The 26700-nt window shown below is 42.2% G+C and carries 24 protein-coding genes; 9 read left to right on the top strand and 15 right to left on the bottom strand.

The features are described from left to right. The first annotated feature begins 57 nt into the window (after window positions 1-57). From AC1XUE_RS21830 to AC1XUE_RS21820, 3 genes are all read left to right on the top strand, one after another. Window positions 58-534: a lipocalin family protein gene (locus tag AC1XUE_RS21830; protein ID WP_483358136.1), complete on the top strand. Its 477-nt coding sequence runs from the start codon at window positions 58-60 to the stop codon at window positions 532-534. Window positions 535-818: 284 nt separating this feature from the next. Next, window positions 819-1691: a diacylglycerol/lipid kinase family protein gene (locus tag AC1XUE_RS21825; protein ID WP_483358135.1), complete on the top strand. Its 873-nt coding sequence runs from the start codon at window positions 819-821 to the stop codon at window positions 1689-1691. A 28-nt stretch (window positions 1692-1719) separates the two neighbouring features. Beyond that, entirely contained in the window at window positions 1720-2055 is a 336-nt protein-coding gene (locus AC1XUE_RS21820) for a translation initiation factor (RefSeq protein ID WP_483358134.1), read from the top strand. Window positions 2056-2105: 50 nt separating this feature from the next. Here the strand turns inward: AC1XUE_RS21820 and AC1XUE_RS21815 are convergent, their stop codons facing one another. Both AC1XUE_RS21815 and AC1XUE_RS21810 read right to left on the bottom strand, forming a co-directional pair. Continuing rightward, window positions 2106-2558, bottom strand: a complete 453-nt coding sequence (locus tag AC1XUE_RS21815) for a hypothetical protein (RefSeq protein ID WP_483358133.1) — start codon at window positions 2556-2558, stop codon at window positions 2106-2108. A gap of 67 nt (window positions 2559-2625) precedes the next feature. Further along, window positions 2626-3867: an ABC transporter permease gene (locus AC1XUE_RS21810; RefSeq protein ID WP_483358132.1), complete on the bottom strand. Its 1242-nt coding sequence runs from the start codon at window positions 3865-3867 to the stop codon at window positions 2626-2628. Between the two features lie 213 nt (window positions 3868-4080). On the opposite strand from AC1XUE_RS21810, the gene ggt reads away from it, so the two are divergent. Then, on the top strand, window positions 4081-5847 hold the full coding sequence (gene ggt, locus AC1XUE_RS21805) for a gamma-glutamyltransferase (RefSeq protein ID WP_483358131.1): 1767 nt from the start codon (window positions 4081-4083) through the stop codon (window positions 5845-5847). A gap of 7 nt (window positions 5848-5854) precedes the next feature. Here ggt and AC1XUE_RS21800 read toward each other — a convergent pair whose 3' ends face one another. Both AC1XUE_RS21800 and AC1XUE_RS21795 read right to left on the bottom strand, forming a co-directional pair. Next, entirely contained in the window at window positions 5855-6364 is a 510-nt protein-coding gene (locus tag AC1XUE_RS21800; protein WP_483358130.1) for a cupin domain-containing protein, read from the bottom strand. Continuing rightward, entirely contained in the window at window positions 6361-7119 is a 759-nt protein-coding gene (locus AC1XUE_RS21795) for a DeoR/GlpR family DNA-binding transcription regulator (protein ID WP_483358129.1), read from the bottom strand. The genes AC1XUE_RS21800 and AC1XUE_RS21795 overlap by 4 nt, the downstream gene beginning before the upstream one ends. Window positions 7120-7163: 44 nt before the next feature. Here AC1XUE_RS21795 and nudK point away from each other — a divergent pair, with 44 nt between their 5' ends. Then, window positions 7164-7748, top strand: coding sequence for a GDP-mannose pyrophosphatase NudK (gene nudK / locus AC1XUE_RS21790; protein ID WP_483358128.1), 585 nt, complete (start codon window positions 7164-7166; stop codon window positions 7746-7748). Window positions 7749-7797: 49 nt separating this feature from the next. On the opposite strand, the gene AC1XUE_RS21785 is transcribed toward nudK, so the two are convergent. The 6 genes from AC1XUE_RS21785 to rpsU all read right to left on the bottom strand — a co-directional run bounded on the left by AC1XUE_RS21785 (window position 7798) and on the right by rpsU (window position 13739). After that, window positions 7798-8121 carry a YtxH domain-containing protein gene (locus AC1XUE_RS21785; protein ID WP_483358127.1) on the bottom strand — a complete coding sequence of 108 codons (324 nt, stop codon included), beginning with the start codon at window positions 8119-8121 and terminating at the stop codon, window positions 7798-7800. 163 nt (window positions 8122-8284) lie between these two features. Continuing rightward, the gene (locus tag AC1XUE_RS21780; RefSeq protein WP_483358126.1) at window positions 8285-9016 is read right to left on the bottom strand and encodes an SIMPL domain-containing protein; all 732 of its coding nucleotides are present in this window, start codon (window positions 9014-9016) and stop codon (window positions 8285-8287) included. A 287-nt stretch (window positions 9017-9303) separates the two neighbouring features. Then, entirely contained in the window at window positions 9304-9738 is a 435-nt protein-coding gene (locus tag AC1XUE_RS21775) for a MarR family winged helix-turn-helix transcriptional regulator (protein ID WP_483358125.1), read from the bottom strand. Window positions 9739-9903: 165 nt separating this feature from the next. Beyond that, window positions 9904-12489 carry a phosphoenolpyruvate carboxylase gene (locus AC1XUE_RS21770; protein ID WP_483358124.1) on the bottom strand — a complete coding sequence of 862 codons (2586 nt, stop codon included), beginning with the start codon at window positions 12487-12489 and terminating at the stop codon, window positions 9904-9906. Between the two features lie 66 nt (window positions 12490-12555). After that, the gene (locus AC1XUE_RS21765; protein ID WP_483358123.1) at window positions 12556-13428 is read right to left on the bottom strand and encodes a tyrosine-type recombinase/integrase; all 873 of its coding nucleotides are present in this window, start codon (window positions 13426-13428) and stop codon (window positions 12556-12558) included. A gap of 116 nt (window positions 13429-13544) precedes the next feature. Next, entirely contained in the window at window positions 13545-13739 is a 195-nt protein-coding gene (gene rpsU / locus AC1XUE_RS21760) for a 30S ribosomal protein S21 (RefSeq protein ID WP_115832447.1), read from the bottom strand. Between the two features lie 155 nt (window positions 13740-13894). Between rpsU and AC1XUE_RS21755 the strand changes: the two genes are divergently transcribed. The 3 genes from AC1XUE_RS21755 (at window position 13895) to AC1XUE_RS21745 (ending at window position 18266) form a co-directional block, all read left to right on the top strand. Then, window positions 13895-14830 (top strand): Ppx/GppA phosphatase family protein, encoded by a 936-nt coding sequence (locus tag AC1XUE_RS21755; protein WP_483358122.1) that lies wholly within the window; start codon window positions 13895-13897, stop codon window positions 14828-14830. An 89-nt stretch (window positions 14831-14919) separates the two neighbouring features. Next, entirely contained in the window at window positions 14920-17496 is a 2577-nt protein-coding gene (locus tag AC1XUE_RS21750) for a zinc-dependent metalloprotease (RefSeq protein ID WP_483358121.1), read from the top strand. 89 nt (window positions 17497-17585) lie between these two features. Next, entirely contained in the window at window positions 17586-18266 is a 681-nt protein-coding gene (locus tag AC1XUE_RS21745; RefSeq protein ID WP_483358120.1) for a peptidoglycan DD-metalloendopeptidase family protein, read from the top strand. Here AC1XUE_RS21745 and AC1XUE_RS21740 read toward each other — a convergent pair whose 3' ends face one another. The 5 genes from AC1XUE_RS21740 to AC1XUE_RS21720 form a co-directional block, all read right to left on the bottom strand. After that, entirely contained in the window at window positions 18267-19499 is a 1233-nt protein-coding gene (locus AC1XUE_RS21740) for an MFS transporter (RefSeq protein WP_483358119.1), read from the bottom strand. Window positions 19500-19521: 22 nt separating this feature from the next. Beyond that, window positions 19522-20181, bottom strand: a complete 660-nt coding sequence (locus AC1XUE_RS21735) for a FadR/GntR family transcriptional regulator (RefSeq protein ID WP_483358118.1) — start codon at window positions 20179-20181, stop codon at window positions 19522-19524. A 69-nt stretch (window positions 20182-20250) separates the two neighbouring features. After that, the gene (locus AC1XUE_RS21730) at window positions 20251-21003 is read right to left on the bottom strand and encodes an SDR family NAD(P)-dependent oxidoreductase (protein ID WP_483358117.1); all 753 of its coding nucleotides are present in this window, start codon (window positions 21001-21003) and stop codon (window positions 20251-20253) included. 67 nt (window positions 21004-21070) lie between these two features. Further along, a complete protein-coding gene (locus AC1XUE_RS21725) occupies window positions 21071-22777 on the bottom strand; it encodes a S41 family peptidase (protein WP_483358116.1) in 1707 nt (568 codons plus the stop codon). 156 nt (window positions 22778-22933) lie between these two features. Then, a complete protein-coding gene (locus AC1XUE_RS21720; protein WP_483358115.1) occupies window positions 22934-24883 on the bottom strand; it encodes an acetoacetate--CoA ligase in 1950 nt (649 codons plus the stop codon). Window positions 24884-25221: 338 nt separating this feature from the next. Between AC1XUE_RS21720 and AC1XUE_RS21715 the strand changes: the two genes are divergently transcribed. Continuing rightward, window positions 25222-26652 (top strand): pseudouridine synthase, encoded by a 1431-nt coding sequence (locus AC1XUE_RS21715; protein ID WP_483358114.1) that lies wholly within the window; start codon window positions 25222-25224, stop codon window positions 26650-26652. The last annotated feature ends 48 nt before the right edge of the window (window positions 26653-26700 follow it).

The following is a 26700-nucleotide window of genomic DNA, read 5'->3' as shown; positions in this document are numbered from 1 at the left end:
CTACTTTTACTTTCTCATTAACGTAATGATTAACACCAACTTTTTTATTCCCTATTTATGAAACTGAACAGACTATTCACAAAAACACTTTTCCTTTCAATTCTTGCTATGGCTATGCTTTTTGTAGCTTGTAAAGATGACGACAAGGAACCTGAAAACGTTGACACCAATCCTATTGTAGGCACATGGCAATTGAATGGTGTTAAGACCACCGCAGGTGCTGACCTTCCACAGCTTAATACATTGAAAACCCTTGCTCCCTGCCTTTTTGACCTCAAATTTGAGTTTATGGCAAATAATAAGGTTACTGCAAAGGATTGCCCTAATGCAACTGCGCTCATGACATCCTTCTTACCTATCAATGCTGAAACAACTTGGAAAGTTGATGGAAGTACATTGACACTAACCAACGGTACTAATGTTAAAACTTTTCCTCTATCTCAAACAGAGAAGGAAATGAAAATTACAGTCTCAATCGATCTGACAGGGACCGGAACACCTACAACCGGCGTAATGGTGTTTAACAAATTGTAATCTTTCTTATATCAAAAGGTACCAGATGCCTGCCAGACCAGTTCCGGCAGGCATCTGCATTTAATATCAGGTTTCAATGGCTCATTCTATTTTGTCACAACCGGTTTCTCATATTTTTTGCAGATTTTTGTACCACGATTACCTAACAGTCAAAAGCTAACATGAGTAAGTTTGATAATATGTTCAAGAAACTGGATCGGCAGAAATACCCCTTTATTGATGGGCTCTACTATCTGTTCATCATTGTATTTCTGCTTATCTTATTCCTATTCTTCGCTTGATCTGTGGCTGAATATCTTTTTATCCTGAATCCTAATTCTGGAACATCTATCGGGAAAACTATAGATTCTGTCGCACGCAGGATTGAAGGTTTTGCTAAAAAAAACCATCATACAGCCCATATCCTTTTTACCGAGGCTCCCGGTCATGCTACTGAGCTAGTCCGGCAAAATACGGCATCTGCAAGGTGGAAAGCCATTGTGGCTGTCGGTGGAGATGGAACTGTAAATGAAATAGCACGGTCATTAGTTGATACGTCAACGCCGGTTGGAATTTTACCAGTCGGCTCCGGAAACGGACTTGCAAGGCATCTCAGTCTGCCATTAAATTTCGATCAGGCTCTGAACAAACTATTTACAGGAAAAGTAATTACCATTGATAGTGGATTGATTAACGACATTCCTTTTTTTTGCACGGCAGGAATGGGATTTGATGCTTATGTAGGGCAACTTTTCAGTCAACAAGCTACAAGAGGGTTAGCCACTTATATTAATGTTTCATTTAATGCTTATTGGACATACAAACCTCAGCAGTTTACTATCAATGGGAAACATGTAGATGCATTCTCTGTGTCCTTCGCAAATGCCGGGCAATTTGGCAATAATGCGTGGATAGCGCCTCATGCTGATTTACAGGATGGTGTTCTTGATCAATGCACGATCAGACCATTCCCTAAATGGTTTGGAACATCATTGGCCTATCAGCTGTTTAGCAAACAAATGAGGCCATCTGAGTATATCTCATATCAGAAAATTACTGAAACTGTCATACAAACGGAAACGCCTCCTGTTATACATTACGATGGAGAACCGCACCAATTAGCAACTACCAACATAAAGGTTTCTGTTCGTCCCAAGAGTTTAAACATCATTGTCTGAACAGACATAGTATAAAAGTCAGAATAGAATGTCAAAGAAAAATCGCACCGGAGTCATATACTCAACCAATCCTGATTTCGAATACCAGGATGCTTCTGAACAAGAATTGGATACACTTGCTCCTCAGCAACAGGATTTACGGATATGGCTGGATCGTAAAGGAGGAGGAAAAGTCATTACTGTTGTCAAAGGTTTTATTGGTAAAAATGACGATTTGGAAACCTTGGGAAAACAGCTGAAAGGTCTTTGCGGCAGCGGAGGAACCGTTAAAGATGAAGAAGTGCAATTGCAGGGCGATCACCGCGAAAAGGTCATTGCATGGCTTGTTTCTAAAAATTACAAGGCAAAAAAAGCAGGAGGATAAAAAAAGGTGCGAAGGACTAATATCCTTCGCACCTTTAGAATAATTTAGAACTACAAAACTGCAGAAGTATCTATCTCGGTAGGAGCGGGCAATGGTTCAGACTGTGGCTCTGCAGATGGAAAGTTATTTCTTCCACCTCCCAATATTTCCACATTTGTGACAAAGAATTTGGTATCTCCGTTCCATGGAAGTGTAAAAAACTTCTGCTCGTAAGTCAATGATACACGATGACCGTTCTGAATTGCTTCCTCAATTTTAGCAATAGCGTCTTTATTTTTACTGCTCACAGAGAATACCCATTGAGATGAGTTCATGGTACCGTCTCCCTCACTAAGCCCACCCATTCTGAGCTCACCTTCATAAGTCTTGAACAAATACCCTTTGTTACTCAATTGGGTAACGAAACCTCCCCGTTTGCCTTCGCTGTAATATCCAAATGTCAGATAATAAAGAACCCCGAACACGATCGCCAGGAAAACAATAAAAATAACCCACTTTCGCATGATAATAAGTTTTCTAAGTATGTGATATAAGGCGAACTTCGGAAAATGGTTTCATTTTTCCTAGTTATTATTTAGCGCGTATGGCTATAACAGGATCCATTCTGGCAGCAAGCATTGCCGGAATAATACCTGACAAAACACCAATTACACTGGACACCCCCAAGCCAAGCAGTACATTCCTGAATGAAAGTATGATTTGCAGCGAACCCATCGGAATGAATGAAAGTATGTATACAAGGAATATACCCACCAATCCACCTACCAGACTCAGCATGACTGCCTCAAATAAGAATTGAAACAGAATTGAATAGTTTTTTGCTCCGAGTGATTTCTGTATACCAATCAGATTGGTACGTTCTTTCACCGACACAAACATGATATTGGCAATCCCGAATCCCCCTACCAATATAGAGAAACTACCTATTACCCAGCCTGCCAGCGTTAATACACCAAACAAACCCTCCAGCGCCTGAGCTGCAGCTTCAGGTCGGTTTAGTGAGAAATTATTGCCATCACGCGGTTTAATTCCTCGTTTGGTACGCATTAAACCTGTTATTTCAGCCTCTACTTGCTGCATGCCTTCATCTTCAGGAAAACCCTTTACAACAGTAGTTGCTCTTCGTCTACCCGATTGGAACAGCTTGGAAAATGACGAAAATGGGATATAACAATTTTTATCCGGATTGCCACCAAAATCTACCAGACTTTCCCCCTTCTTTTGCTGCACACCTATCACCACAAACTTATTACCTGCCAGCTTGAATTCTTTTCCGACAGGATCCAGCCCGGGAAACAGGGCAGCAGCAATATCGGCACCTACAATCGCTACATTTCTGGCGCTTGAGCTTTCCAAAGGCATAAAATAACGACCACTACCTATGGGTATATCAGATATCAGATTATATTCGTAAGATATGCCCTGAATAGAGCCTTGAATACTATTGGAGCCGTTCTTTAAGGTCATGCCACCCCGTGAATCGAATACCCCCACTGCGCTGGCTGATTCCAGGTTGTCGTACAAATATTTATACTCGGCATATGTGGGCTCCGGCCATTGAAAATACTTCCACCATTGGTATTCGCCGCCAAACCCCCAGGGCCATTTCTGTACATAAATAACCTTGTCGCCGATGAAACTCATGCTGTCTTTAATTCCCTTTTCAAGTGAATCTACAATAGTAAAAACTGCCACAATGGCAAAGATACCTACGGTCACGCCTAGCAGGGATAGGGTAGTACGGGTAAGGTTCGACCTGAGAGCTTGCCAGGCAAACCTAAAGCTTTCCCATAACTGACGTAGTGATTTCATATTTGGATGCCCTGGATATAGATACGCAAATAAAGAATTATTCTGAAAAGTAACAGGATCAAACCTTACCACAAGACAAATTAGGACGAAAGGCAGGAAAACCATGTGAACAGCAACAGATTAATACTACCAACGGCATTCTCAACGCTATTTTTGAAAAACGTTTAGTACATTGCTTTTGTATACTTTCGGATTTCTGATACAAATGCTCCTATGAAAAAGTGCCTTACCTTTATCCTGCTCTTTCTATACTTTTCTGAATTTTCAGCCGCGCAAAAGCCTGTTCAGGAATCATCAGGTTTTTATCAGTTTCTTTCAGATGATCCCAATCAAAAATCATTTTTTAGTGATAGAAAAGGTGTATTAGCAAAAAATGGAATGGTTGCATCTCAGCATCCTGAAGCATCCAAGGTAGGTATTGAAATATTAAAGGCTGGTGGAAATGCCATTGATGCGGCTATTGCTGTACAGTTTGCACTGGCAGTAGTTCATCCATCAGCAGGTAATATTGCGGGAGGTGGATTTCTGGTCTATCGCGATAGCGCAGGCAATACAAGCAGTATTGATTTCAGAGAAAAAGCTCCGGAAAAAGGGAATGCAGATATGTATCTGGACAAGGATAAAAATGTTATTAAAAACGCCAGTACTTTGGGTAGACTGGCGTCAGGTGTTCCCGGATCGGTAGACGGCATGGCGGAGGCACATCAAAAGTTTGGAAAACTTCCTTGGAAAGCACTGCTGCAGCCAGCACTAGCGCTTGCTCAAAAAGGTATAATTCAAACCGAACGAGAGGCAAGAGGCCTGAACGCAATCAAAAAGGATTTGCTTCAACTCAACCCCGGCACAACTTATTTTCAGAAAAATGATGGTAGTGAATGGATTGCCGGAGACAGGCTGGTTCAGAAAGACCTGGCGAAAGTACTGAAACGCATACAAAAGAAAGGAAGGGATGGGTTTTACAGAGGAAAAGTAGCGAAACAACTCGTGAAAGATATCAATCGTGATCAGGAAGGAATCATTACTCTAAACGACCTGAAATCCTATCATTCGAAATGGCGGGAAACAATCTCTGAAGTATATAAAAATTATAAAGTGATTACGATGCCGCCGCCTTCAAGCGGAGGAGTAGCCCTGGTACAGCTATTGAGACTAACAGAGCCCTTTCCCCTGAAAAAATGGGGTTGGCACAGCGATTCCGCCACACAGGTAATGATTGAAGCAGAGAGAAGGGTATATGCCGATCGTGCAAAATTTCTGGGAGATCCTGATTTTATTAAAATTCCTACTCAAAACCTGATGGACAGCAGCTATCTTCAAAATCGCTGGCAAAGCTTTTCTTGGAATACGGCCAGCGACAGTAAGACGATCAGTGCTGGTACAATTGCAGGATACGAGAGTATGGAAACCACGCATTTTTCAGTGGTAGACAAAGATGGAAATGCCGTCTCCGTTACGACAACACTGAATGGTAACTATGGAAGTAGAGTGGTTATTAAAGGCGGAGGCTATCTGATGAATAATGAAATGGATGATTTCAGCATCAAACCAGGCACACCTAATATGTACGGACTGATTGGAAACAAAGCAAATGCCATTGCACCAGGCAAAAGAATGCTTTCCTCCATGACTCCGACTATTGTTGAAAAAGACGGTAAATTACTGATGGTGGTAGGCACACCTGGCGGCTCTACCATTATTACATCGGTATACCAAACCATTCTGAATGTACTCGAACACGGCATGACCATGCAACAAGCTGTAAATGCACTTAAATTTCATCATCAGTGGCTTCCTGACAAAACCACATTTGAGGCTAATGCATTCTCTGCAAATACAATTAAAAAACTGCAGGAAAAAGGCTTCATTCTTGAACAACAGACAAATACAATTGGAAGAATGGATTGCATACTTGTAACTCCTGACGGATGGCTGGAAGGCGGCTCTGATCCACGTGGCGATGATACCAGTATAGGCTATTAAGTATTTCTCAGGTCAGTTCAAGTATCAAATCTGTATGCTGAGGATAATCCTGCAGCAAGTTCTTCCTGCTGGCCATCTCGAAATCTGCAAAATCGAAACCCGGGGAAACGGTACAACCCACCAGAGCATAAGTACTATCCTTTGCAGGGCGGGAAGCGAACCAGCTCCCGGCAGGTATCACTGCCTGAAACGACTCGCCGTTTTCCGGCTCTGACCCGAGACGGATCACCTTCAATAAGCCTGTATTAGGATCGATAACAAAAATTTCCAGTACATCTCCTGAATAAAAATGCCACATTTCGTCCGACTTGATTTTGTGAAACGCGGAGAACTGCCCCTTTTCAAGTAAAAAGTATATCCCTGTGGAAAACGACCTGCCTCCTGCCTCAAAACGTGTGGGCAGAGCATCAGCACCGATGTTTTCTCCGGCACGGTACGTTTCTGCATAATATCCGCCTTCGGGATGTGGCAAAAGGTTATATCTGTTAACCCAGTATGAAGCTGTTTTTCTATTCATTCTTTCAGATTTGTAATAACTTGTAATCCTGCTTTTTCCAATTCCAGCGCGGCTTCCGTTTTTTGATTGGTAATGATCACATCAATCAGATCTGCCGGTGCAAATTGCAAATATTTATCGCTCCCGATTTTTGAGGCGTCACATAGCAGGTAAACCGTATTTGCATGAGCCGCCGCCGCAAGGGTAATGCCCGCTTCCAGCTCACTGTGAGCACTCAATCCATTCGCAGCCGATATACCATCAACACCTACAAACGCTTTGTCGACCTGATATCGAGCAATATGGTCCTCAGCTATTCGGCCATGAACTGCCTGTCTTCCTTTATCTACCTCACCACCTACCAGATTGACTTTTACAACTGAATCCATAAGTTCATACAGAACCGGTAACGAATTGGTGACCACCTTAATCTCCTTATTTTTGATGAACTGGCACAACCGAAAAACTGTACTCCCGCAATCCATGAAGATAATATCACCATCATGAACATATTGAGCTGCTAAACGACAAATATGGTCTTTTTCTTCGGCGTTGCTTGCAATCTTATTAGAAAAATGAGCAGGCGTTTTTATCAGCTCAATTCGCATTGCGCCGCCATGCGTACGATACAGCAGACCATCATTAGCAAGCGCAAGCAAATCTCTACGCACAGTTATCTCAGAAGTACCCATTTCGTCTGCCAGTTCCTTCACAAATACTTCTCCCTTCTGGGAAAGCTTATCTAAAATTGTATTCTTTCTGTTTTGAAAATTCATTTGATTCTGTACATTTGTTCAAAAGTAATCAATATCGATCAAATATGAACAACAATATCAAACTAATTTCCGAGGAAATTTTGTCCAATAACTGGTACACTTTAAAGAAATTTACCTTTGACTACCTCAAAGCCAATGGAGAATGGGACAGACAGTCAAGAGAAGCGTATGATCGTGGAAACGGAGCTGTTATTCTGCTTTATAATCAGGAAAAGCAAACGGTTATCCTGACCCATCAATTTCGTCTTCCCACTTACATTAACGGAAATGACACAGGAATGATGATCGAAGCCTGTGCAGGTCTGCTGGACAAAGACAATGCAGAAGACTGTATCCGTAAGGAAACAGAGGAAGAAACCGGGTATCGTATAGGAGATATCACAAAAGTTTTTGAAGCATATATGTCGCCAGGTTCAGTAACAGAGATTCTTTACTTTTTTGTAGCTCCCTATACTGATGACATGCGAATAGGAGATGGTGGCGGCTGTGCGGACGAACATGAAAATATTGAAGTGATGGAAATTCCTTTTGCTGATGCGTTAACCATGGTAGAAAATGGTGAAATTAAAGATGCCAAGACAATCATGCTGATACAATACATGCAGCTGAACGGTGTGCTAGATCAATAAAAAAACCCGGCTTTCTACACCGGGTTCAAATATTTACTGAAACTAAATGCTATGAGATAGGATCAGGGATAGGGTCAGTCCCGGCACCTTCATTACCTGGCTTGCTGGTAAATTTGGCATACAAATCTTTAAGGAAAGATTCTGCATCCGGGAAACTCGTTTTTAATGCTTCTGAACCTTTCGTTTTCAGCTCATCAAAATATTCAGGTGCTTTATCTATAGCTCCTTCTGCTTCCGACTTCAGATCACTCGCTTTGGTCTTCAAATCTTCCAGAAGCTTTTCTCCTTCCTCGGTTTGCAAATACTTATGTGCTGCAACCCCGGCAGCAGCCCCTAGGATAAATGTGGCAAGGTGTTTTGCGTTAATGCTCATAGTTTCCGGTATTTAAGTTGATTACTTTAAAGTTAATGATGTTTCTGTTTTAAAGAAAACATAATCAGCCAGTTATACAGCAACGGTCAAAAAATGATGCCAGATAGGAAAATGAGGAGATCGGCTATCGGATTCAAAGAAAGCCGATAGCCGGAATGTGGAGTTACTTAATCTCAAATGCTGCTTGCATACGGTAGCTTACCTTGATCTTCTGATACGATAAATCGCTATCCTGCACTGCATCTGCAGATTCTGCCATAGCACGCATATTGGTTTTCATGAACATGGGCTGAGGATATTGTATATTTTCGTCCAGTTCTCTTATTTCGAGGATCTGACCCAACTTTTGATCAACAGCTGCTACCAGATATGTAGCTTTCTCCTTAGCCGCTTTCAATGCATCAATTTTGACCTGCTTCTTAAGTTCCTCTCTTTTAGAATGATCAACGCGACTCACGTTGGCGTACTGAACACCACGACTTTCTACTTTTGATAAAATTCCATCCAGTTTTTCAGCGCTGCTTACTTTCAGTTCGTATTGCTTTGCTTCTAAAAACGTAGCTGGCTTCTTCTTTTTATCTACAAAATTCTGATAACCCCCTACTCCACTAATCGATAATGCTTCTTTGGGAAGCCCCGCGTCTGCTACAGCCTTGATTAGTTGTTTTTCCAACGTGGTGATGACCACTTTATCTTTTTGGTTTTTCTCATCATTGAAATACTCTTTCAAAGATATGTTGAAATAAATCTCGTCCGGCACAACTTCAATTTCAGCAAAACCGGCAACTTCAATTTTACGCGTTGGCGCTACCTGCTGCACTGTGTTGGTTTGAGCAAAAGATGATTCCGAAACTGCTCCGAATAACAATGCACCTAACAAAAATACTTTTTTCATGGCTTGATTAAATAAATGGTATTGATGAATATAACTTATTTGCTTACAGCTTTGACCTGCTAAAAACGAAAGGGTCACCAGCCTATTGCAAACACAAAGGTTAGATATTTTATTAAAGGATAAGTTTAAAACGCAGATCGTAAATAGAAATTAAATTTTATCCCGATTCAGCTTACTATAACATATTGAGCTCAATATGACCATTTAATGATTTTAATCTACATCAAAAAAAAGACGCCCCGGTTAAAAATCCAGGTCGTCCCAAAATATTATTATCGCATTTTATCCTAACAAAAATTATTATAGATCGAGTCCATAATTCGAACAAAATGCTGGTAATCAGTTTCTTCCAAATCTCCCCACCCTTTTCTTCTTATTTCAGCCACAACAGGGAATGCTTTGTCGTAAAGTTTGTTTCCATTGTCTGTCAGAAATAAATTAAACTTCCTTCTGTCACCGGCTGCTGCTGTACGTTCTACGAATCCTTTTTTTTCCAGCAAATCGACGATACGTGTTACTGTTGGTGGATCCTTGAAGGTCAGTTCAGCCAGCTCATTCTGGCTTACCCCGGGTTGCCTGCGTATATGGTCTGTGAGTACCCACTGATCAACCGTTAGATCGAAACCTGCCTCATTGAGTTGTTTCTGGAGGGCATTTCTGATTTTCTTAATGGTGGTATCGATCTTAAAAAAGTAAGCCCGATGATCCGATTGGTGTGTCATATTACATGATGTGTGTTGTGTCCTTCACAATGCGCAAGCTTACCTATTTTTAAGTGATAGCTTTGAATCAGCATACAAAAGACTTTACGTTTTTCTTTACAGTTACATAGCACAGCGGGGCATCTGATAGCAGACACCCCGTCAATACATGTTTAAGCGTTTATCCTAAGCTGAATTACGGGCAGCGTTAATAATTCCAAACATAGCACGCATAATCAGTTGGTTATAAGTTTCCACATCTACCGGCAGATTTTTAGGATCTTCAGATAACATTTGTAGTGCATATTGCTGAATCGTAATGAGTGGAAGTACGATACGTTCTCTCACCTTAATTGAAGCCTTCGTGACGTTATTACTGTCCAATAATTCTTTCTGTTCAGACACATCCAAAAGTGTTTCCAGTGTCAGACGGAATTCTTCATACATTTTATCCCAGAACTCTCGGTACTCTTCCTCATCACGCAGATACTTTGTTGCAGGGAAGAACGCTTTTGAGAGCGACTGCATAGAGTTCTCAATCAAGGTTCTGAAAAAGAGCGATTTCTTATATAGCTTTTTAATTGCTTCTTTTTTTCCGGCTTCATCCATACGGGTGATAGAGGTTCCGAAACCATAGAAGCCAGGTACATTTTGCTTCATCTGTGCCCAAGATCCTACAAATGGAATAGCACGCAGGTCTTCAAACTTCAATCCCTCGTCATCATTTCCACGCTTTGTGGGACGACTTCCGATATTTGTTTGTCCGTAGAAACGTAATGGCGTCTTTTTATCCAGATACTTTACAAACCTCGGATGATTTTTAAGATCCAGATATGACTCGTAGGCCACTTCTGCCATCTCTTCGATCAATGCTTTATCGTCTTCATTAAGCTCTTCCTCTTTGCGGCTCCCTCTGAATAAGTGATTCTCCAAACCAGCAGTAAATAATCTTTCCAGATTATACATGGCCGTAGTTACCGTCCCATAGTTAGAGCTAATGGTTTGGCCCTGCACTGTTAATTGAATCTCTTTATCCTCAATATCTTTACCCAGCGACGAATAGAAATTATGATTGTTTCCACCACCACGTGCAGGAGGTCCTCCACGACCGTCGAAGAAAGTCACCTTTATTCCGAACTCGCGTGACACCTTGGTAAGCTCTTCCTTCGCGCGATAGATAGACCAGTTAGCTCTCAGATATCCACCATCTTTGGTACCGTCAGAAAAACCTACCATGATTGTCTGATGATTTTCTCTGCCTTTCAGGTGGGTCCTGTAATAATCGTTTTCATACAGTACGCGCATGATGCCCGGTGCATTTGCAAGGTCATCTACAGTTTCAAACAATGGCACTATATCCAGGTCCAGTTTTCCGTCCTTGTCTGCAATCAGATTTTTACCCAGTGCTACTACTTCCATGACGTTCAGTGCCGACTGGTTATTACTGATCACATAGCGGTGTGCACCTTGTTCTCCGTTTCTCTCCTGAATCGTCTTGATCGCCGAAATGGATCCGAGAATATCTTTGGTAAGTTCATCTTCATAGTCTTCGATCCGCAAAGGGATATTCAAAGACAATAACAAATCTATCTTTTTCGCCTCGTCCCAGCTTTCGTAATCGCTGTATTTCAGTAATGGGATTTTTGCTTCCAGTCTTTTTAGTATATCCGACCAAGCCTTAGTATGCTTGCGGCTATCCTGACGCACATCCAGACTTGCAAAGAAGAATCCGAAAATATTGAGCTTCAATATAAACTTGTCGAGCAGCTCAACAAATAAGCCTTGATGTTTACTAATCAGCACCTCCCGTGCTTTAAGCAGTTCATCAATCAGTTCCTGTGCGTCGGTATATCCTTCTTCAAATGGACCGAAAATAGTGCTGTTCATCTTGCGTTCTGCAATATTGATCGCATCATCTACGCCTTTGAAGGTCAGCCTTCTTTTGAGTTGTCTGATATCCCTGTAGTACCCTCTCAACAATGTTTCGCGCAAACGTTCGGCTACCTGAAGTGTAGTTTCAGGATTCACGAATGGATTTCCGTCACGGTCACCTCCCGGCCAGAAACCAAGTCTGAACAGATTCGGATAAGGCCAGTCGTGTGCACTCATGCCAAGTCCGTCGATCAGCTTCATCAGAATAGACGGGATGGCATCGTAATAGACGTTCTCCAGGAACCAGCACAAACTCACCGCTTCATCGAATGGGGTAGGCTTCTCGTGGTTGATAAATGCAGTTTTACCTAATTGAAGCAAAAGCTGATTTACTTCGGTAAAATCATTTTCTTTAATCGCATCTTCCAAGTCATTGATAATACCAAGCACTTTTCCCGAATAAAATTGTGTCGGGTGGGCAGTCAATACGATCCTTACGCTAAAATCCTGTAACTTGGTAAGTAGTTTCTTTTTAAGTGCATCACTATCTATACGTTCTGTAAGATAGTTTACCGAACCTTTTCCTGTAAGATCATGTGTCTGGTCAAAAGCTGCATCCTCTACAGAGTCAAACAATACAACCTGCCGTTCAATGTACTGGATAAAAGCAAACAGAAGATCTGTGCGCTCTTTGGGGGTAGCAGTCTCCAGTAATTCTTCAAAAAAATTCTCAATAATCTGCCTTGGCGATTTCCCTTCCTGAAACCCTACTTCGCTTTGTTGTGTGAGCAATGGTAGCAGAGAACCTGTCTGAAAGATACCCCTGTAAGGCAAACTAAGAAAAAGACTATTGAAAATATTGTACTTCGTTACTACGGAATCTTGAAAACTATTATTCATAGTGGAGTGACAAAATTTTATTTGGAGACTTCAAATTAAGAGCAAAGATAACCCTAAAAATCGGTTTCACGCCTTTGGATGCGCTTGCTGATGTGTTTTTTTGAGTTTTTCTATTGAGTTATGGGTATAGATTTGTGTAGCAGCCAGGTTGGTATGCCCGAGCAATTCCTTTATTGCATTGAGATCTGCTCCTCTGTTGAGTAAGTGCGTAGCATAGGTATGTCGTAGCACGTGAGGACTCTTTTGCTGTAAAGTGGTAACAGCAGATAAGTATTTTTTAACAACCCTTTGAATAAAAACCGGATATGCCGCTTTCCCACTATCGGTAATGATGAGCGCATCCGTATCTTCTACCGGAGCGCGCACAATCATATATTTTGACAGCAGGTCTATCACAAAAGAAGAAACGGGAATCAATCGCTCCTTGGCTCTCTTCCCAAGCACTCTGATGGTTTTAGCACGCAGATCAACATGAGACGTATCAAGTCCGAGTATTTCTGAAAGGCGAATACCTGAGCCATACAGCAACTCTATAATGAGTTTGTCCCGCAATCCTGCATCATCATCCGAAAAAACTTCTTCTTCAAACAACATCTCCATGGATTTCTCTTCCACATATACCGGGAGTTTCTCTCTGGTTTTTAGTACCGAAAGCATTTTGGACGGGTCTGAATTCACGAGCTTTTTCTTTCTTAAGTATCCATAGAAAGATCTTAATGAAGCAATTTTACGATTCACCGACACCGCACTCAACCCATCTTCCATCAGCTTCACAACCCATGACCGAAGCATAGCAGGACTTGCAGTTTCAGGCTCGGCCATTTCATACTGATCCAGCAGATACCTCGAAAACTGTTCCAGGTCCGTTCTATAAGAACTGATAGTATGTTCACTGCTTCGTTTTTCGAATTGCAGGGATTCCAGATAAGCTTTTATCATAGACCGAACATACAAAAAAGAGCTACCCTATACAAGGCAGCTCCTTTTTTAAATTATATATAACAGGATATAGAAATCCCATCAGATACCTTCAACAGAAAACAATTCCTAATGAACTAGTCTTCAAGATGACCGTATGTTTTTTCTTTGTATACTGCACGCAAAATTTCGAAACGACGCTTTACAGATGGCTTTTCGAAAGCAGTACGCGCACGAAGCTGGCGCATTGTACCAGTTCTTTCAAATTTCTTTTTGTAACGCTTAAGAGCGCGGTCAATCGATTCGTTGTCTTTAATGTTTATGATAAGCATGCCTACTAAATATAATGTTCTTTGAATAGTTTTCTGAAACGGACTGCAAAGGAAAGACATATCATTCAGAAAATCAAGAAAGCAAGCATTAAAATTAGGATATTTTTGCATATTGTCCCTTGTAAACAAAGGATTTAACAAAAATCGGCACCACAATGAGTTCCAGACTGGCTATAATTGATTTAGGAACCAACACTTTTCATTTACTGATAATAGAGCAAAGCAGTACATCAGTTACTACGCTTTTTAGGGAAAGCATGCCTGCTCGCATTGGTGTCGGCGGGATTAACAGGAAAGTAATTACGGATGAAGCCATTGACCGTGCACTGGGTGTATTAGACTATTTTCGTGAACAGCTAAATACATTTTCTGTTCCTCAGGATAAAATTTTTGCATTCGGAACCAGCGCTATTAGGAATGCAGATAACAAGGATCAGTTTTGTGAGAGGGTCATGCAACATACAGCTATTCCCATCACTGTAATTAACGGTGACCAGGAAGCAGAATATATCTACAAAGGAGTGCGTTATGGAGCTCAAATAGGATCAGCACCATCTCTGATTATGGATATTGGTGGCGGGAGTGTAGAATTTATCATTGGTAACCAGGAGCATATATTCTGGAAGCAAAGCTTTGAAATAGGCGGCCAAAGGCTGATGGAAAAATATATGACCAGCGATCCACTCCCCGAAGGAAACAGGAAAAAGCTATATAACTATCTGGACGATCAACTGATTCCGTTAGCCAATGCAATTCACCAATACGCCCCCCAAAAAATCGTGGGGTCGTCCGGCACATTTGATACTTTGATTGATATGGACTTTCAGCACCGGACCAAGCAATGGCCTCCGAAGGATCAGACCGACTTCAACTTACCACTGGAAGAGTTTTACCGGGCGTTTGAATTGATCCTTGCCAGAGATCATCATCAGAGAATGACCATGCCCGGAATGATCCCTTTGCGAGTAGATATGATCGTAGTAGCAATGTGCCTGATAGACTTTGTCTTGAAGCGTCATCAGATCAAGGAAATTCAAGTATCATCCTATGCATTGAAAGAAGGTGTACTGGCCTCTCTACTTCAGAGTTAGAATATTGTTAGTTCCTGTTTATTATAGTTGTCAGACAAATCAATTACGTATTTTTGCGGATTATTTAACCAATTATCTGCAAACCAAGTATGAAATTAACCCGCTACCTTCTTCTAACGGTTCTGCTGGCTTTATGCGTGTCCGGCGCATTTGCTCAAAAGAAAAAAGAGAAGAAGAAAGAAAATGCAAAAATTGAAAAAGCAGTTGACGCCGTGGCGACAGCCGTAAAAGACAAACTAAAGGACGACAAAAAGAAAGGTCCGAAAGCGTTTAAAGAGGTTATTGACACCTCAGCAGTAAGTCAGAAAGGGATGATTTCTGTGCATAAAGTTGCAGAGAAATGGTACTTCGAAATTCCTGACTCCCTTCTCAACAGTGACATCATGGCGGTAACCCGTTATTCTAAAACGGCAGCTGGCGGCGGAATTTTCGGAGGAGAAGAAGTGAACCGGCAAATGATCCGCTGGGAAAAAGGGATAGATAACAACCTCCTGCTGCGTTCCGTGACAGTAGTTGTGGCAAGTCCGGATAGCACAAAACCCATCTTTCAGGCTGTAAAAAACTCCAATTCAGATCCTATCATTGGTGTTTTTGAAATTAAAGCAATCAAAAAAGACGAGAAAGGCAATTCATCTGTGATTGATATTACTGACTTTTTTAATGCTGACAATCAGGTATTTTCACTGAACAATATATCTAAACAAACGCTCAGACTTGCTGCATTTAAAAAAGAAGCCTCTTTTATAGAGAAGATCAATAGCTACCCTATCAATACAGAAATCAGAACGATTAAAACCTTTTCTATAGTACCTCCTACTATTTCCTCTTCTCCCACTCCACCGATTGGTCGTTACCTCCCGGCGGGCCGCGATGCAGGGGTGGTAACCATGGAAATGAACACATCTCTGATCCTTTTGCCAAAGGTTCCTATGAGAAAACGTTTCTTTGACAGTCGTGTAGGCTATTTTGCTAATAAGTATGCAGTGTTCGGAGAAGAGTCACAGAAATCGGATGAAGAAGTTTTTGCTGTTCGCTGGCGCTTAGAACCCAAAAATGCAGAGGATGCACAACGCCAGAAAAACGGAGAATTGATCGAACCTAAAAAACCTATCATTTATTATATCGACCCGGCAACGCCTGTTAAGTGGAGAAAATACCTGAAATCAGGCGTTGACGACTGGCAGGTTGCTTTCGAACAGGCAGGATGGAAAAATGCGATTCGCGGCGAATATTGGCCCGAAGGAGACTCCACAATGAGTCTGGAAGATGCGCGTTACTCAGTAATCCGCTATTTCGCTGCTGATATTCAAAATGCTTACGGACCGAATGTACATGATCCAAGAAGCGGTGAAATTCTGGAAAGTCACGTGGGCTGGTACCACAATGTAATGCGTTTGCTACGTAACTGGTACATTATCCAGGGAGCTGCTGTGGATCCGAAAGCACGTACAAAGAATTTCAGTGATGAACTGATGGGAGAACTTGTTCGGTTTGTGTCATCTCATGAAATCGGTCACACACTGGGTTTGAGACACAACATGGGTGCCAGCTCGGCCACACCAGTTGAAAAGCTCCGTGACAAGGAATGGACAGACAAAAACGGACATACTTCATCGATCATGGACTATGCGCGTTTCAACTATGTAGCTCAGCCAGAAGATGGCATCACGAATCTGTTTCCAAGAATCGGTGATTATGACAAATGGGCTATTGAATGGGGTTACAGCAATATCCAGGATACTCAGGATGCCGAAGCAGATAAAAAGTTACTGAACGTTAAAACCAAAGAGGCTTATAAAAATCCGAGATTACGTTTCGGAACGGAAATGAGTCCCTATGACCCTCGTTACCAGACAGAGGATTTGAGCGATAATGCCATGAAGGCATCTGAGTATGGAATTAAAAACCTGAAAAGAATTTTACCTAAACTAAGCGAATGGAGCAAAGAGGATGGGGAAAGTTATAAGGAATTGGAAGAGTTATATGGAAATGTTGTAAGTCAGTACCGCCGCTACCTGGGGCATGTTATCAAAAATGTGGGTGGTATATATGATACACCAATCACCTATGATACAGAGGGAGCAACTTTCGTGACTGTACCCAAAGCAACACAAAAAGAAGCGGTAAACTTCCTGAATACGCAATTGTTTAAAACACCGGCCTGGTTACTCGACCAGAGCGTCATGAATAAGATTAAACCTGAATCAGGTGTGGAAGCAATCAAAAGTCTGCAGGAATATGCGCTTAATGCGCTGTTTGCCGGAGACCGTGCGGTTCGTTTGATCGAAACCGGGATATCTTCCAAATATTACACCCTCGACGACATGTTTACTGAGTTGGAAAGTGGGGTATGGTCTGAAGTGAAGGCTGGTGCACCTATCGATGTATATCGCCGTAACCTGCAGAAGCTATATACCGAAAAATTGATATCTCTGCTTAAACCTGCAAAAGCAAATGTTCAGTCGGTGCCGGTTGGCGTGACTTATGGCTACTCAGTACGTGTGGTAGAATTGGAGAAGACTGATTTACCATCCATCACGCGGGCGCACCTTACCAGTCTGAGAAATTCTATTCAGGCTGCGATACCTAAGACCAGTGACAAAATGAGTAAATACCATTTACAGGATCTGTCGCAAAGAATTAAATCTGCATTGGATCCCAAGTAATCATTTTTACCATTAAAAAGGTTGATAAGAAGGCAAATCTCGCTTACTTATCAGCCTTTTATGCTTTAAGCTAACGCTAAACCTCACAAATGAATACACTGACACAACTGCTTAATAACCATACAGACTTCGCAAAGGTTGTAGATACCGGCAAGTCATTTAAGAAGTTGGACTTTAGTGCTGCCAATACACCACTTTTGCAGCAGGAGTTATCTGACACAACTATATTCTCACATTATGTTTCTGATCAAATGCTTTCCGGCTCACAATACACGGGCATTGGAGGATATAATGAGAACCGGATCATTTACAGACAGCGCGCACATTTTATGCAGGAAGAAGAAAATCCGCGTTGTATCCATTTAGGTGTAGATATCTGGGAAAATGCAGGGGAACCTGTATATACTCCTTCCGATGCATGGGTACACAGTTTCGCCTTTAATGACCATTTCGGCGACTACGGCCCGACCATCATCCTGGCACATAAGGTAAATGAGGCGGTATTCTTTACGCTTTACGGCCACATGTCTGTGAACAGCCTGGCTGATTTATATGAAGGCAAAACTTTTTTAGCGGGAGATCAGATAGGTGAAATAGGTAACTACCCGAAAAACGGAGACTGGCCTCCTCATCTGCACTTTCAGGTAATAGCTGATATGGGAAACTGGAAAGGTGATTTCCCTGGAGTATGCAGCATCGGAGACAGACAGCATTTTCTGGCTATCTGCCCCGATCCCAATTTAATTTTACGTATCAACGAATTGACCTGATCAGCTTTTTCTTTCAAGGTTAGGCAAAAAGCCGGTCAAAAGCCCGATCAGAGGTAAAAACGAACAAACCCAGAATACATATTCAATGCTGGTCTTATCGGCAAGATTACCCAGGATAGCGGATCCGATTCCGGCGATCCCGAAGGCAAAGCCAAAAAACAAACCTGCGATCATACCGACCTTACCGGGAATAAGTTCTTGTGCATATACTAAAATAGCAGAAAATGCGGAGGACAAAACAAGACCAATAATAATGCTCAGCGTACACGTCCAGAAAAGGTTGACATAAGGTAAAGCCAGCGCAAAAGGAGCTACGCCGAGGATAGAAATCCAGATTACATACTTACGCCCAATACGGTCACCAACCGGACCGCCGATGAATGTTCCTGCTGCTACCGCAAAGAGGAAAGCAAACAGATACATTTGTGAGCTTTGGATCGACACATTAAATTTATGGATCAGGTAAAATGTAAAGTAGCTCGAAAGGCTCGCCATATAGATGTACTTTGAAAAAATAAGCAACAGCAGTATACTGATTGACCAAACAACTTTACCCTTAGACAATTGCAACGTTCCTGAACTGTTGTCGTCCGAAACCTTCTTTTTCTTGATACGGTGCATGTTATTCTTGTACCACCCACCTACTCTGGACAAAATAATGATGGCGAGCAGTGCCACTAATGAGAACCAGATGATCTGGAAACGACCATAAGGCAGTAAAATCAATGCAGCCAGCAGAGGACCTAAGGAACTCCCGGCATTACCTCCAACCTGAAAAAGAGATTGTGCCATGCCATGTCGTCCTCCGGAAGCCATGTGTGCAATGCGCGAAGCTTCAGGATGAAAAATAGCGGAACCAACGCCTATCAACGCAACAGAAAGCAATACCAAATGGAAACTCGTAGCCAGAGAAAGGGATACCAGGCCTAACAGTGTAAAACACATTCCGATGGCCAGTGCATAGGGCTGAGGTTTTTTATCTGTATACAAACCAACAATTGGCTGCAGAACAGATGCGCTGATCTGAAAAGTAAAAGTAATGAGTCCAATCTGTGAAAAACTTAGTCTGAAAGAGTCCTTCACCATGGGATAAATAGAAGGAATCAGTGATTGCATCGTGTCATTCAGCAAATGAGAAAAACTCAGCGCCAATAAAATTGGAAAGACGGTTTGCTGGGCATCTGTGGCAGGCATAGCCACTGAACCCGTAGATGGTTGTTCTATAGTTTTCATATTATCTAATTGCAATTCTGTATTACTGAGGTTGACCGGTGATCTTAGCCGCCCATTCCCAGGCTAATTTGGGTTCCTGATCCACGATACTCTGCAGCAATGACTCGTGCATTTGCTGAGTCGCTACAAAACTTTCTGTACTGATATAAAGCTCCATGAAGTAGTTCTGTAAATGCTCAGCCAGCGTCTTATAGAGTTCAAGCAAGAATTCACTTTTCGCTGCAAATGCAATACTGAGATGGAAGTTAACATCAGCCTGAATACACTTGTCAGGAATATTAGCCAAAGCCATTGCTTTCCTGGTCTCAAGATGTGTTCTGATGATTTCGATATCTCCGTCCGAACGATTCATAGCTGCCTTCTCTGCTATTTTAAGTTCGATCAGTTGCCTTATTTCATTCAATTCCAGACCTTTTGCTCGTAGCAATCTTTCCGATAGCGACTCATCCGGGGTTTGCCTCACTTTCTCCACGAATGTACCTAAGCCTTGCTGTACCCGTACGAGTCCCGTCTGAGAAAGATTTCTTATAGCCTCTCTCACCGTAGACCTTCCGACTCCGAACATGGTCATCAGTTCAGGCTCAGTGGGCAACCTATCACCGACCGGAAATTCTCCTTCCGAAATTTTTTGTACCAATCGCGATGCCAGTTCATCTGCCAGATTGCGCTTTTTGATTAACATATATTCATCATATCATCTGATGTTTCAAAATTATATGATTCTGTTGAAATCAGAATCATTTTTAGGAAATTACTTTTTATGGATCACCGTTGCCGCAGATTGAGCACCTGCCAGAATGGTAAGATCAGCAATGGTTACCCGTGATGGAGCATTCACTGCATATAGAATGGCGTCGGCAATATCTGCGGCCTGGAGTGGTTCAAATCCTTCATAAACCTTTCCTGCCCGTTCCTCATCACCCTTAAACCTAACAAGTGAAAATTCCGTTTCCACAGCTCCTGGAGCCACATTTGTTACCTTAATCCCATGTTGGGTAAGTTCAAGCCTCATGCCTTCACTTAATACTTCAACTGCAGCTTTTGAAGCGCAATATACCGCTCCGTTCAAATAGGTCTGCTTTCCTGCAATAGAACTGATATTGATGATATGCCCTTTGCCTCTTTCGAGCATCAGCGGAATAATCGCTTTCGAGACATATAGCAGCCCTTTCACATTGCCGTCGATCATTGAATCCCAGTCATCTTCGTCTCCCTCTTCCAACGTTCCAAGCCCATGCGCATTACCTGCATTATTGACAAGAATATCAATGTTCTTCCATTGATCAGGCAGCGATCCTATCATAGCATGCACCGACCCCTTATCGCGAACATCGAACAGCAGTGTAGTTACATCCACTTTCGTTGACAGGCTACCTGCAACTTCATCAAGGCGCTCCTGGCGACGTCCACATAAAATGAGGTTAATACCAGCCTCTGCGAATGCTTCGGCAGTTGCCTTTCCAATCCCGGAAGTTGCTCCGGTAACCAATGCTATACGCGACATTTTAATAGTTGATGCTGAATGATGACTGATTAATATCCTTTGGAATCATACCGTGCGACATGATCCCTTAATTTTCCTTTCCTTTGACAACGTTCAGGCTACTGAAATCCCCGGCTTCCAATTGTGTAGCCTGTCCAAACAATTCCAGTGCTTTTTGATATACTTTATCAGTTGGATTAAGCACCTGAAACACCTCATTATTTAATCCGCTCTTCTGTTTTCGACCATATACGTATCGCCCGATAATAGCTTTGGTCTGGGAAACTATGATTGGTTTTGAAATTGCGAGTTCTTTTTCATTAGGTTTGATACCCGATTTGGAAGCATCCTTTACGAGCTCAGCCAGCATTGCATCAGTAACGTCAAAAGAACTCAGGAAGTTATTAAAAGTCTGTTTTTCCAACTTCTTTGAATTTTCGTTGGCATACCGCAAGGCATATTCCCGGATGATATTTTTAGCATAAAGCTCGAATAAGTATTTGGTGTTACTCAATGTATCACGGGGTACGAAAAAGTCCGGCGTAATACCTCCCCCACCATACACGGTACGACCACCATCCGTTTTATAGACTTTACTTTTATCAAACTTGATACTATCAGCAGAGAATAGCTCTCCGCTTTCATACCGATGCGACAAATCCTGACTGTAATCTTCTCCTTTGCCCAATTCATAGGGTTTCTGTATACTACGTCCGCTTGGCGTGAAATAACGGGATATAGTCAGTCTAAGCTCCGAATTGTCTGATAATTTAATAGGCATTTGGACAAGTCCTTTTCCATAGGATCTGCGGCCTACGATGAGTGCCCTGTCATGATCCTGCAAAGCTCCTGCCAATATTTCAGAAGCTGAAGCACTTCCTTCATCCACCAACACAATCACTGGTCCTTTTTCAAAAGCACCCTGCACATGTGACCTCGTTTTCCTATCGAATCGGCTGTCTTTTCCTTCCGTATATACCAAAAGCTTGTCTCCGGCAATAAACTCATCTGCCATGCTTGTCGCGCGTTCCATATAGCCACCCGGATTTCCCCTGAGATCAAGAACCAATTTTTTTAAGCCGTTGGATTTCAACGTAGCCAGTGCCGATTTAAATTCATCAAAAGTTGTTTCAGAGAAACGGCTCACCTTAATATATCCTATTTCCTGATCCACCATATAGGCAGCATCAACGGAATACGTCGGGATACGGTCACGCAGCACGGCAAAATTCATTTTATCTTTTAAGCCAACTCTTTCGATAGCCAGATCAACCTTGGTACCTCTTTTTCCTCTTAGTAGCTTATAGACCTGTGCATTCGTAACTCCGGGACCTGATAGTTTCTCTTTATTTACGGTAAGGATACGGTCTCCACTTTGAATTCCGGCCGTTTCCGAAGGTCCTCCGCTCAATGGAGTAACTACATATACGGTATCGTTGTAAATATTGAATTCAACCCCGATTCCATCGAATCCTGACTCCAGCTGTGACCTCGCCGCTGTGGCTTCTTCCGAATTAAAATAAGACGTGTGCGGATCCAGCTTTTCAAGCATTTTTGAAATGGAGTAATCCACAAGCTCCTGTGTGTTAACTGAGTCAACATAATTATTTTCGATATACATCAGCACCTCCCTGAACTTCGCAGAATTTTTGGCTACATCAGTAAGGCTTTTCCCCCCGCTAAAAAACGTACTGCCGATTAGCATACCTGCCGCCAGCGTTAATCCAATAATAATTGGGAGCCTCACCACGGAGCGGGAATTACGAATGGGTGCCTGGGGTGTATCCTGATTCATGAAATTATTGAGATTGATATATGCGGATTATAACTGTAACAGTTTCAATGTGATTCTAACGTGAAGTAAAGAATTTTGATTGCGTAATGCAATTGAAATCACGTATATGTGATAGCAACACAATCAAAAGCAATTTGATTTCTGTTCTTCCTGCTTTCAAGCAAATTCTTTCAGTGAATCAGGATTTCGCATGGTATCCGGATTGGCAACCTTACCGGGATCCATCCCCATCAGGATTTTTTTCACAGGCGCTTCCATTTTTTTTCCACTGATCGTATAAGGAATATCCCTTACCCGCTCTATGGTATCCGGCACATGTCTCGGGCTGTACTGTGTTCGCAATACCTGTCTGATATCTGACTTCAGCTCTTCCGTTAATTCCTTATCCGAACTAAGTACAACAAACAGGGAAATAATACCACTGCCATTTTCTTTTTCGAGATATACCGCCAGGCTGTCTTTTATACCAGGTATGCTTTCTACGGCACTATAAATTTCAGCTGTCCCAATTCTTATTCCATCTCTGTTAAGTGTTGCATCCGATCTTCCGTAAATTACAACCGATTGTCTCGAGGTGATCTTGATCCAGTCTCCATGACGCCACACATGCGGAAACATTTCGTAATAACTGTCCATATATCGGTCATTATTCTGGTCTCCCCAAAAATATACAGGCATAGAAGGCATAGGCTGCGTAATTACCATTTCCCCGAGTTCATCAATTACAGGGTTACCAACAGCATCAAATGCTTCCACTTTTGCGCCAAGCATTCGGCACTGAATCTCTCCGGCATACACGGGTTCCATAGGACAACCTCCTACAAAAGCACTACAGATGTCGGTTCCTCCGCTGAGAGATATTAACCAGACGTCCTTCTTCACATGCGAATAGATCCAGCTAAATACTTCAGCAGGAAGCGGGGAACCTGTTGATCCGATCGTTTCTAAATATCTGAGACTATTGGGCTGGATGCTTACACCTGACTTCATAGAGGAAATAAAATAAGCTGCACCACTCCCAAAATGGGTGATACGCGCCTTTTCTGCCAATGACCAGAGCGTTTGTGAGGAAGGAAAAGCAGGTGCTCCATCATACAACACCAGCGTTGCCCCGCAAAGCAAAGAACCTAAGGCATAATTCCACATCATCCAGCCGGTAGTAGAATACCAGAAATAACGATCTCCTGGTTTTACATTCTGGTGGAGGATCAAAGCTTTCATGTGTTCGATCAAACACCCTCCGGTACTATGTGTAATTGCTTTGGGCTTTGCTGTGGTGCCCGACGAATATAAAATCCAGATTGGGTGATCGAATGAAACAGGATCAAAATCCAAACCATAATTAGGCAGATGCAGGATATCTTCCCACAAAGTGAAACGATCGGTAGTAAGTCCCGACTGCACATTCTCTATCAGGACAATGTCCTTTAAAGACGGGAAAGATGATGATAATGACTCTATCAGTGGACTACTGTCATGGATTTTTCCATTGTATGAATATCCATCCGCAACAAAAAGCACCTTGGGTTCTATCTGAAGGAAGCGATCCACAATTGCTGATTTTCCAAAGTCCGGAGAACATGACGACCAGACTGCTCCTACCGCATTAGCTGCCAAAAAAGCAACAATGGCCTGAGGAATATTCGGGAGAATGCCGGCTACACGATCGCCGGGCCTGACTCCTCTTTGTCTTAACCAGGTTGAAACTGCCGCAACTTCTTTTTCTAATGTTTCCCAGGAAATGGCAGTGAGCTCATTTTGTTCCGATTGAAAAAGCAAAGCTGGTCTATCCTTCGTTTTATTCCTGAAAATATGTTCTGCATAGTTTAGTTTTGAACGCGTAAACCAGCGGGTGCCGATCATGCCAGATTTTGGTTTTTGAACTACTTCAAGGTAAATTTCATGTGATTTGATGTGAAAGAAATGCCAGAGACTTTCCCAAAAGTCTTCTAGATCTGTTACAGACCACTCCCACAGTTCTTTATAGGAGCGAAAGTAAAGTCCCTTTTTCACAAAAAGCCAATCTATATATCTTTTCAGGTTCGACTGCTCCAAGAGAGCCTTACCCGGCTTCCAGAGCGGAGCGGTTTGTATTTCTGATGACATATTCTATTGTTGAAGGTGTAGGTTCATAACATCAGCATTCATCCAAATTTGCTGACTAATATCATTTTAATCAGTGTAGGGTTACCTCTGTCTCTGATCGTATCTATAAACGTTGGCACGGCTGATTTGACATAATATTAACAACAAATATTTACTGAAAAATTTTTGTCGTATCTTTGCAGCCAAAATAATTTATTAACTAGTACTCTGATAGTCAGACACGTCCGTTAAAGCGTTTCAGCACTTATCCTGGCAACAACGGTTGCAGAAAGCACTGATCAATAACGCACAACATTTGTAAAGAGGAGACCTAATCCAGTAGTGATACTGCATTCCTGATGAGAAACAGAAATAACAACAACAACAATTCGAGATCGAAGTCTTCGGCTTCTAACTCCGGTGGTAACAATTCATTCCGCCGTGCTTCTAATAAGCCTGAAGCAGAAAGCCGCTTCAGCAAGCCGTCTATCAAAAAATCCAGTCTGAGGGCTGCAAGCTCTGCTCCAGCCAATGACAAACCCAAATCGTTCAGGCCACGTGCTTTCGAAAAAGGTGACGGATTTAGTGACTTCCAAAATCAAAACAGCAAGTCTGGCTTCGACAAACCAAGATCAGAACGTCCGAGATTTACAAAACCGGGAACAGAGAAACCGCGCTTTTCAGAAGGCCGTGACTTCAAGCGCGACAATACTGATAAACCCTCTTTTGGAGAAAGGCGCACTGAAAAACCACGTTTTTCAGAAAGACCGGAGCGGGAATCCAGGCCAAGGACAGAGTCACCATCCGGACGCTCTTTCAAACCAGGTTTCAATGAGCGCGATAGTGAATTCCGTAGCTTCAAAAAAGACACTGATCGCAGCGCTACCAGCAGAAGTGAAAGAACAACTACAGGCAGGAGTGAAAAGCCATCTTTTAAAAAAAAAGATGAGCCGGTAATTTCTGAAAAGGAGGCTGCTGAAGAAGCTGCCAATCGCCGGGTGGGTAAATTTGAAACCGCACCTAATTATCGCTTAGAGCAATTCGACAAGAAAAGCGGTACAAAAAAGAAAGTAGAAGAATCAGGTGAAAGACGCCTCAACAGGTACATTGCCAATGCAGGAATCTGCTCGCGACGTGAAGCGGATGAACTTATATCGTCTGGCCAAATTTCGGTAAATGGTAAAATCATTACCGAAATGGGCTATAAGGTTTCCAACGATGATGTGGTGAAGTTTGGCAAGAAAAAGTTAAACCCTGAAAAGTTCGTATACATATTGATTAACAAACCGAAGGATTACATTACAACAACTGATGATCCGGAAGAAAGAAAAACAGTGCTCGATCTGATCAAAGGTGCGTGTTTTGAGCGTGTATATCCTGTAGGACGACTTGACAGAAATACAACAGGCCTGTTACTGATGACCAACGATGGTGAACTTGCGAAGAAACTTACTCACCCATCCAGTGAAATCAGGAAAATATACCAGGCTGAGCTGGACAAACCAATTACTACGGAGGACTTTGAAAAACTTCAGGAAGGACTGAATCTTGAAGATGGTTTTATCAAACCCGACGAAGCAGGCTTGGTTACACCAGATGCTATGGTTGTAGGACTTGAAATTCACAGTGGCCGCAATCGCATTGTACGCCGTATGTTCGAACACCTGGGCTATACCGTTCAGAAACTGGACCGTACTGTTTTTGCCGGATTAGACAAAAAAGATCTCCCTCGTGGAAAATGGAGGTTTCTTGCAGAGAAAGAGGTAGTGAGGCTTAAATACATGATGTAAATTTCATCGGTTATAAAAAAGAGAGCGCCGATCAGAATTTCTAACCGG

The sequence above is a fragment of the Dyadobacter sp. HNCC25DJ187 genome (assembly GCF_056895255.1).
Note: the sequence above shows the minus strand (reverse complement) of the source record. Positions and strands in the feature narration are given on the sequence as shown.

Bases quoted from the DNA above. Each gene is read 5' to 3' on its own strand.
- AC1XUE_RS21810 (WP_483358132.1), bottom strand. From the start codon at position 3,867: ATGAAATCACTACGTCAGTTATGGGAAAGCTTTAGGTTTGCCTGGCAA.
- rpsU (WP_115832447.1), bottom strand. From the start codon at position 13,739: ATGCTTATCATAAACATTAAAGACAACGAATCGATTGACCGCGCTCTT.
- AC1XUE_RS21770 (WP_483358124.1), bottom strand. From the start codon at position 12,489: ATGAATAATAGTTTTCAAGATTCCGTAGTAACGAAGTACAATATTTTC.
- AC1XUE_RS21815 (WP_483358133.1), bottom strand. From the start codon at position 2,558: ATGCGAAAGTGGGTTATTTTTATTGTTTTCCTGGCGATCGTGTTCGGG.
- AC1XUE_RS21750 (WP_483358121.1), top strand. From the start codon at position 14,920: ATGAAATTAACCCGCTACCTTCTTCTAACGGTTCTGCTGGCTTTATGC.
- AC1XUE_RS21820 (WP_483358134.1), top strand. From the start codon at position 1,720: ATGTCAAAGAAAAATCGCACCGGAGTCATATACTCAACCAATCCTGAT.
- AC1XUE_RS21775 (WP_483358125.1), bottom strand. From the start codon at position 9,738: ATGACACACCAATCGGATCATCGGGCTTACTTTTTTAAGATCGATACC.
- AC1XUE_RS21740 (WP_483358119.1), bottom strand. From the start codon at position 19,499: ATGAAAACTATAGAACAACCATCTACGGGTTCAGTGGCTATGCCTGCC.
- AC1XUE_RS21830 (WP_483358136.1), top strand. From the start codon at position 58: ATGAAACTGAACAGACTATTCACAAAAACACTTTTCCTTTCAATTCTT.
- AC1XUE_RS21745 (WP_483358120.1), top strand. From the start codon at position 17,586: ATGAATACACTGACACAACTGCTTAATAACCATACAGACTTCGCAAAG.
- AC1XUE_RS21800 (WP_483358130.1), bottom strand. From the start codon at position 6,364: ATGAATAGAAAAACAGCTTCATACTGGGTTAACAGATATAACCTTTTG.
- AC1XUE_RS21735 (WP_483358118.1), bottom strand. From the start codon at position 20,181: ATGTTAATCAAAAAGCGCAATCTGGCAGATGAACTGGCATCGCGATTG.
- AC1XUE_RS21795 (WP_483358129.1), bottom strand. From the start codon at position 7,119: ATGAATTTTCAAAACAGAAAGAATACAATTTTAGATAAGCTTTCCCAG.
- AC1XUE_RS21765 (WP_483358123.1), bottom strand. From the start codon at position 13,428: ATGATAAAAGCTTATCTGGAATCCCTGCAATTCGAAAAACGAAGCAGT.
- AC1XUE_RS21715 (WP_483358114.1), top strand. From the start codon at position 25,222: ATGAGAAACAGAAATAACAACAACAACAATTCGAGATCGAAGTCTTCG.
- AC1XUE_RS21725 (WP_483358116.1), bottom strand. From the start codon at position 22,777: ATGAATCAGGATACACCCCAGGCACCCATTCGTAATTCCCGCTCCGTG.
- nudK (WP_483358128.1), top strand. From the start codon at position 7,164: ATGAACAACAATATCAAACTAATTTCCGAGGAAATTTTGTCCAATAAC.
- AC1XUE_RS21785 (WP_483358127.1), bottom strand. From the start codon at position 8,121: ATGAGCATTAACGCAAAACACCTTGCCACATTTATCCTAGGGGCTGCT.
- AC1XUE_RS21780 (WP_483358126.1), bottom strand. From the start codon at position 9,016: ATGAAAAAAGTATTTTTGTTAGGTGCATTGTTATTCGGAGCAGTTTCG.
- AC1XUE_RS21730 (WP_483358117.1), bottom strand. From the start codon at position 21,003: ATGTCGCGTATAGCATTGGTTACCGGAGCAACTTCCGGGATTGGAAAG.
- AC1XUE_RS21720 (WP_483358115.1), bottom strand. From the start codon at position 24,883: ATGTCATCAGAAATACAAACCGCTCCGCTCTGGAAGCCGGGTAAGGCT.
- ggt (WP_483358131.1), top strand. From the start codon at position 4,081: ATGAAAAAGTGCCTTACCTTTATCCTGCTCTTTCTATACTTTTCTGAA.
- AC1XUE_RS21755 (WP_483358122.1), top strand. From the start codon at position 13,895: ATGAGTTCCAGACTGGCTATAATTGATTTAGGAACCAACACTTTTCAT.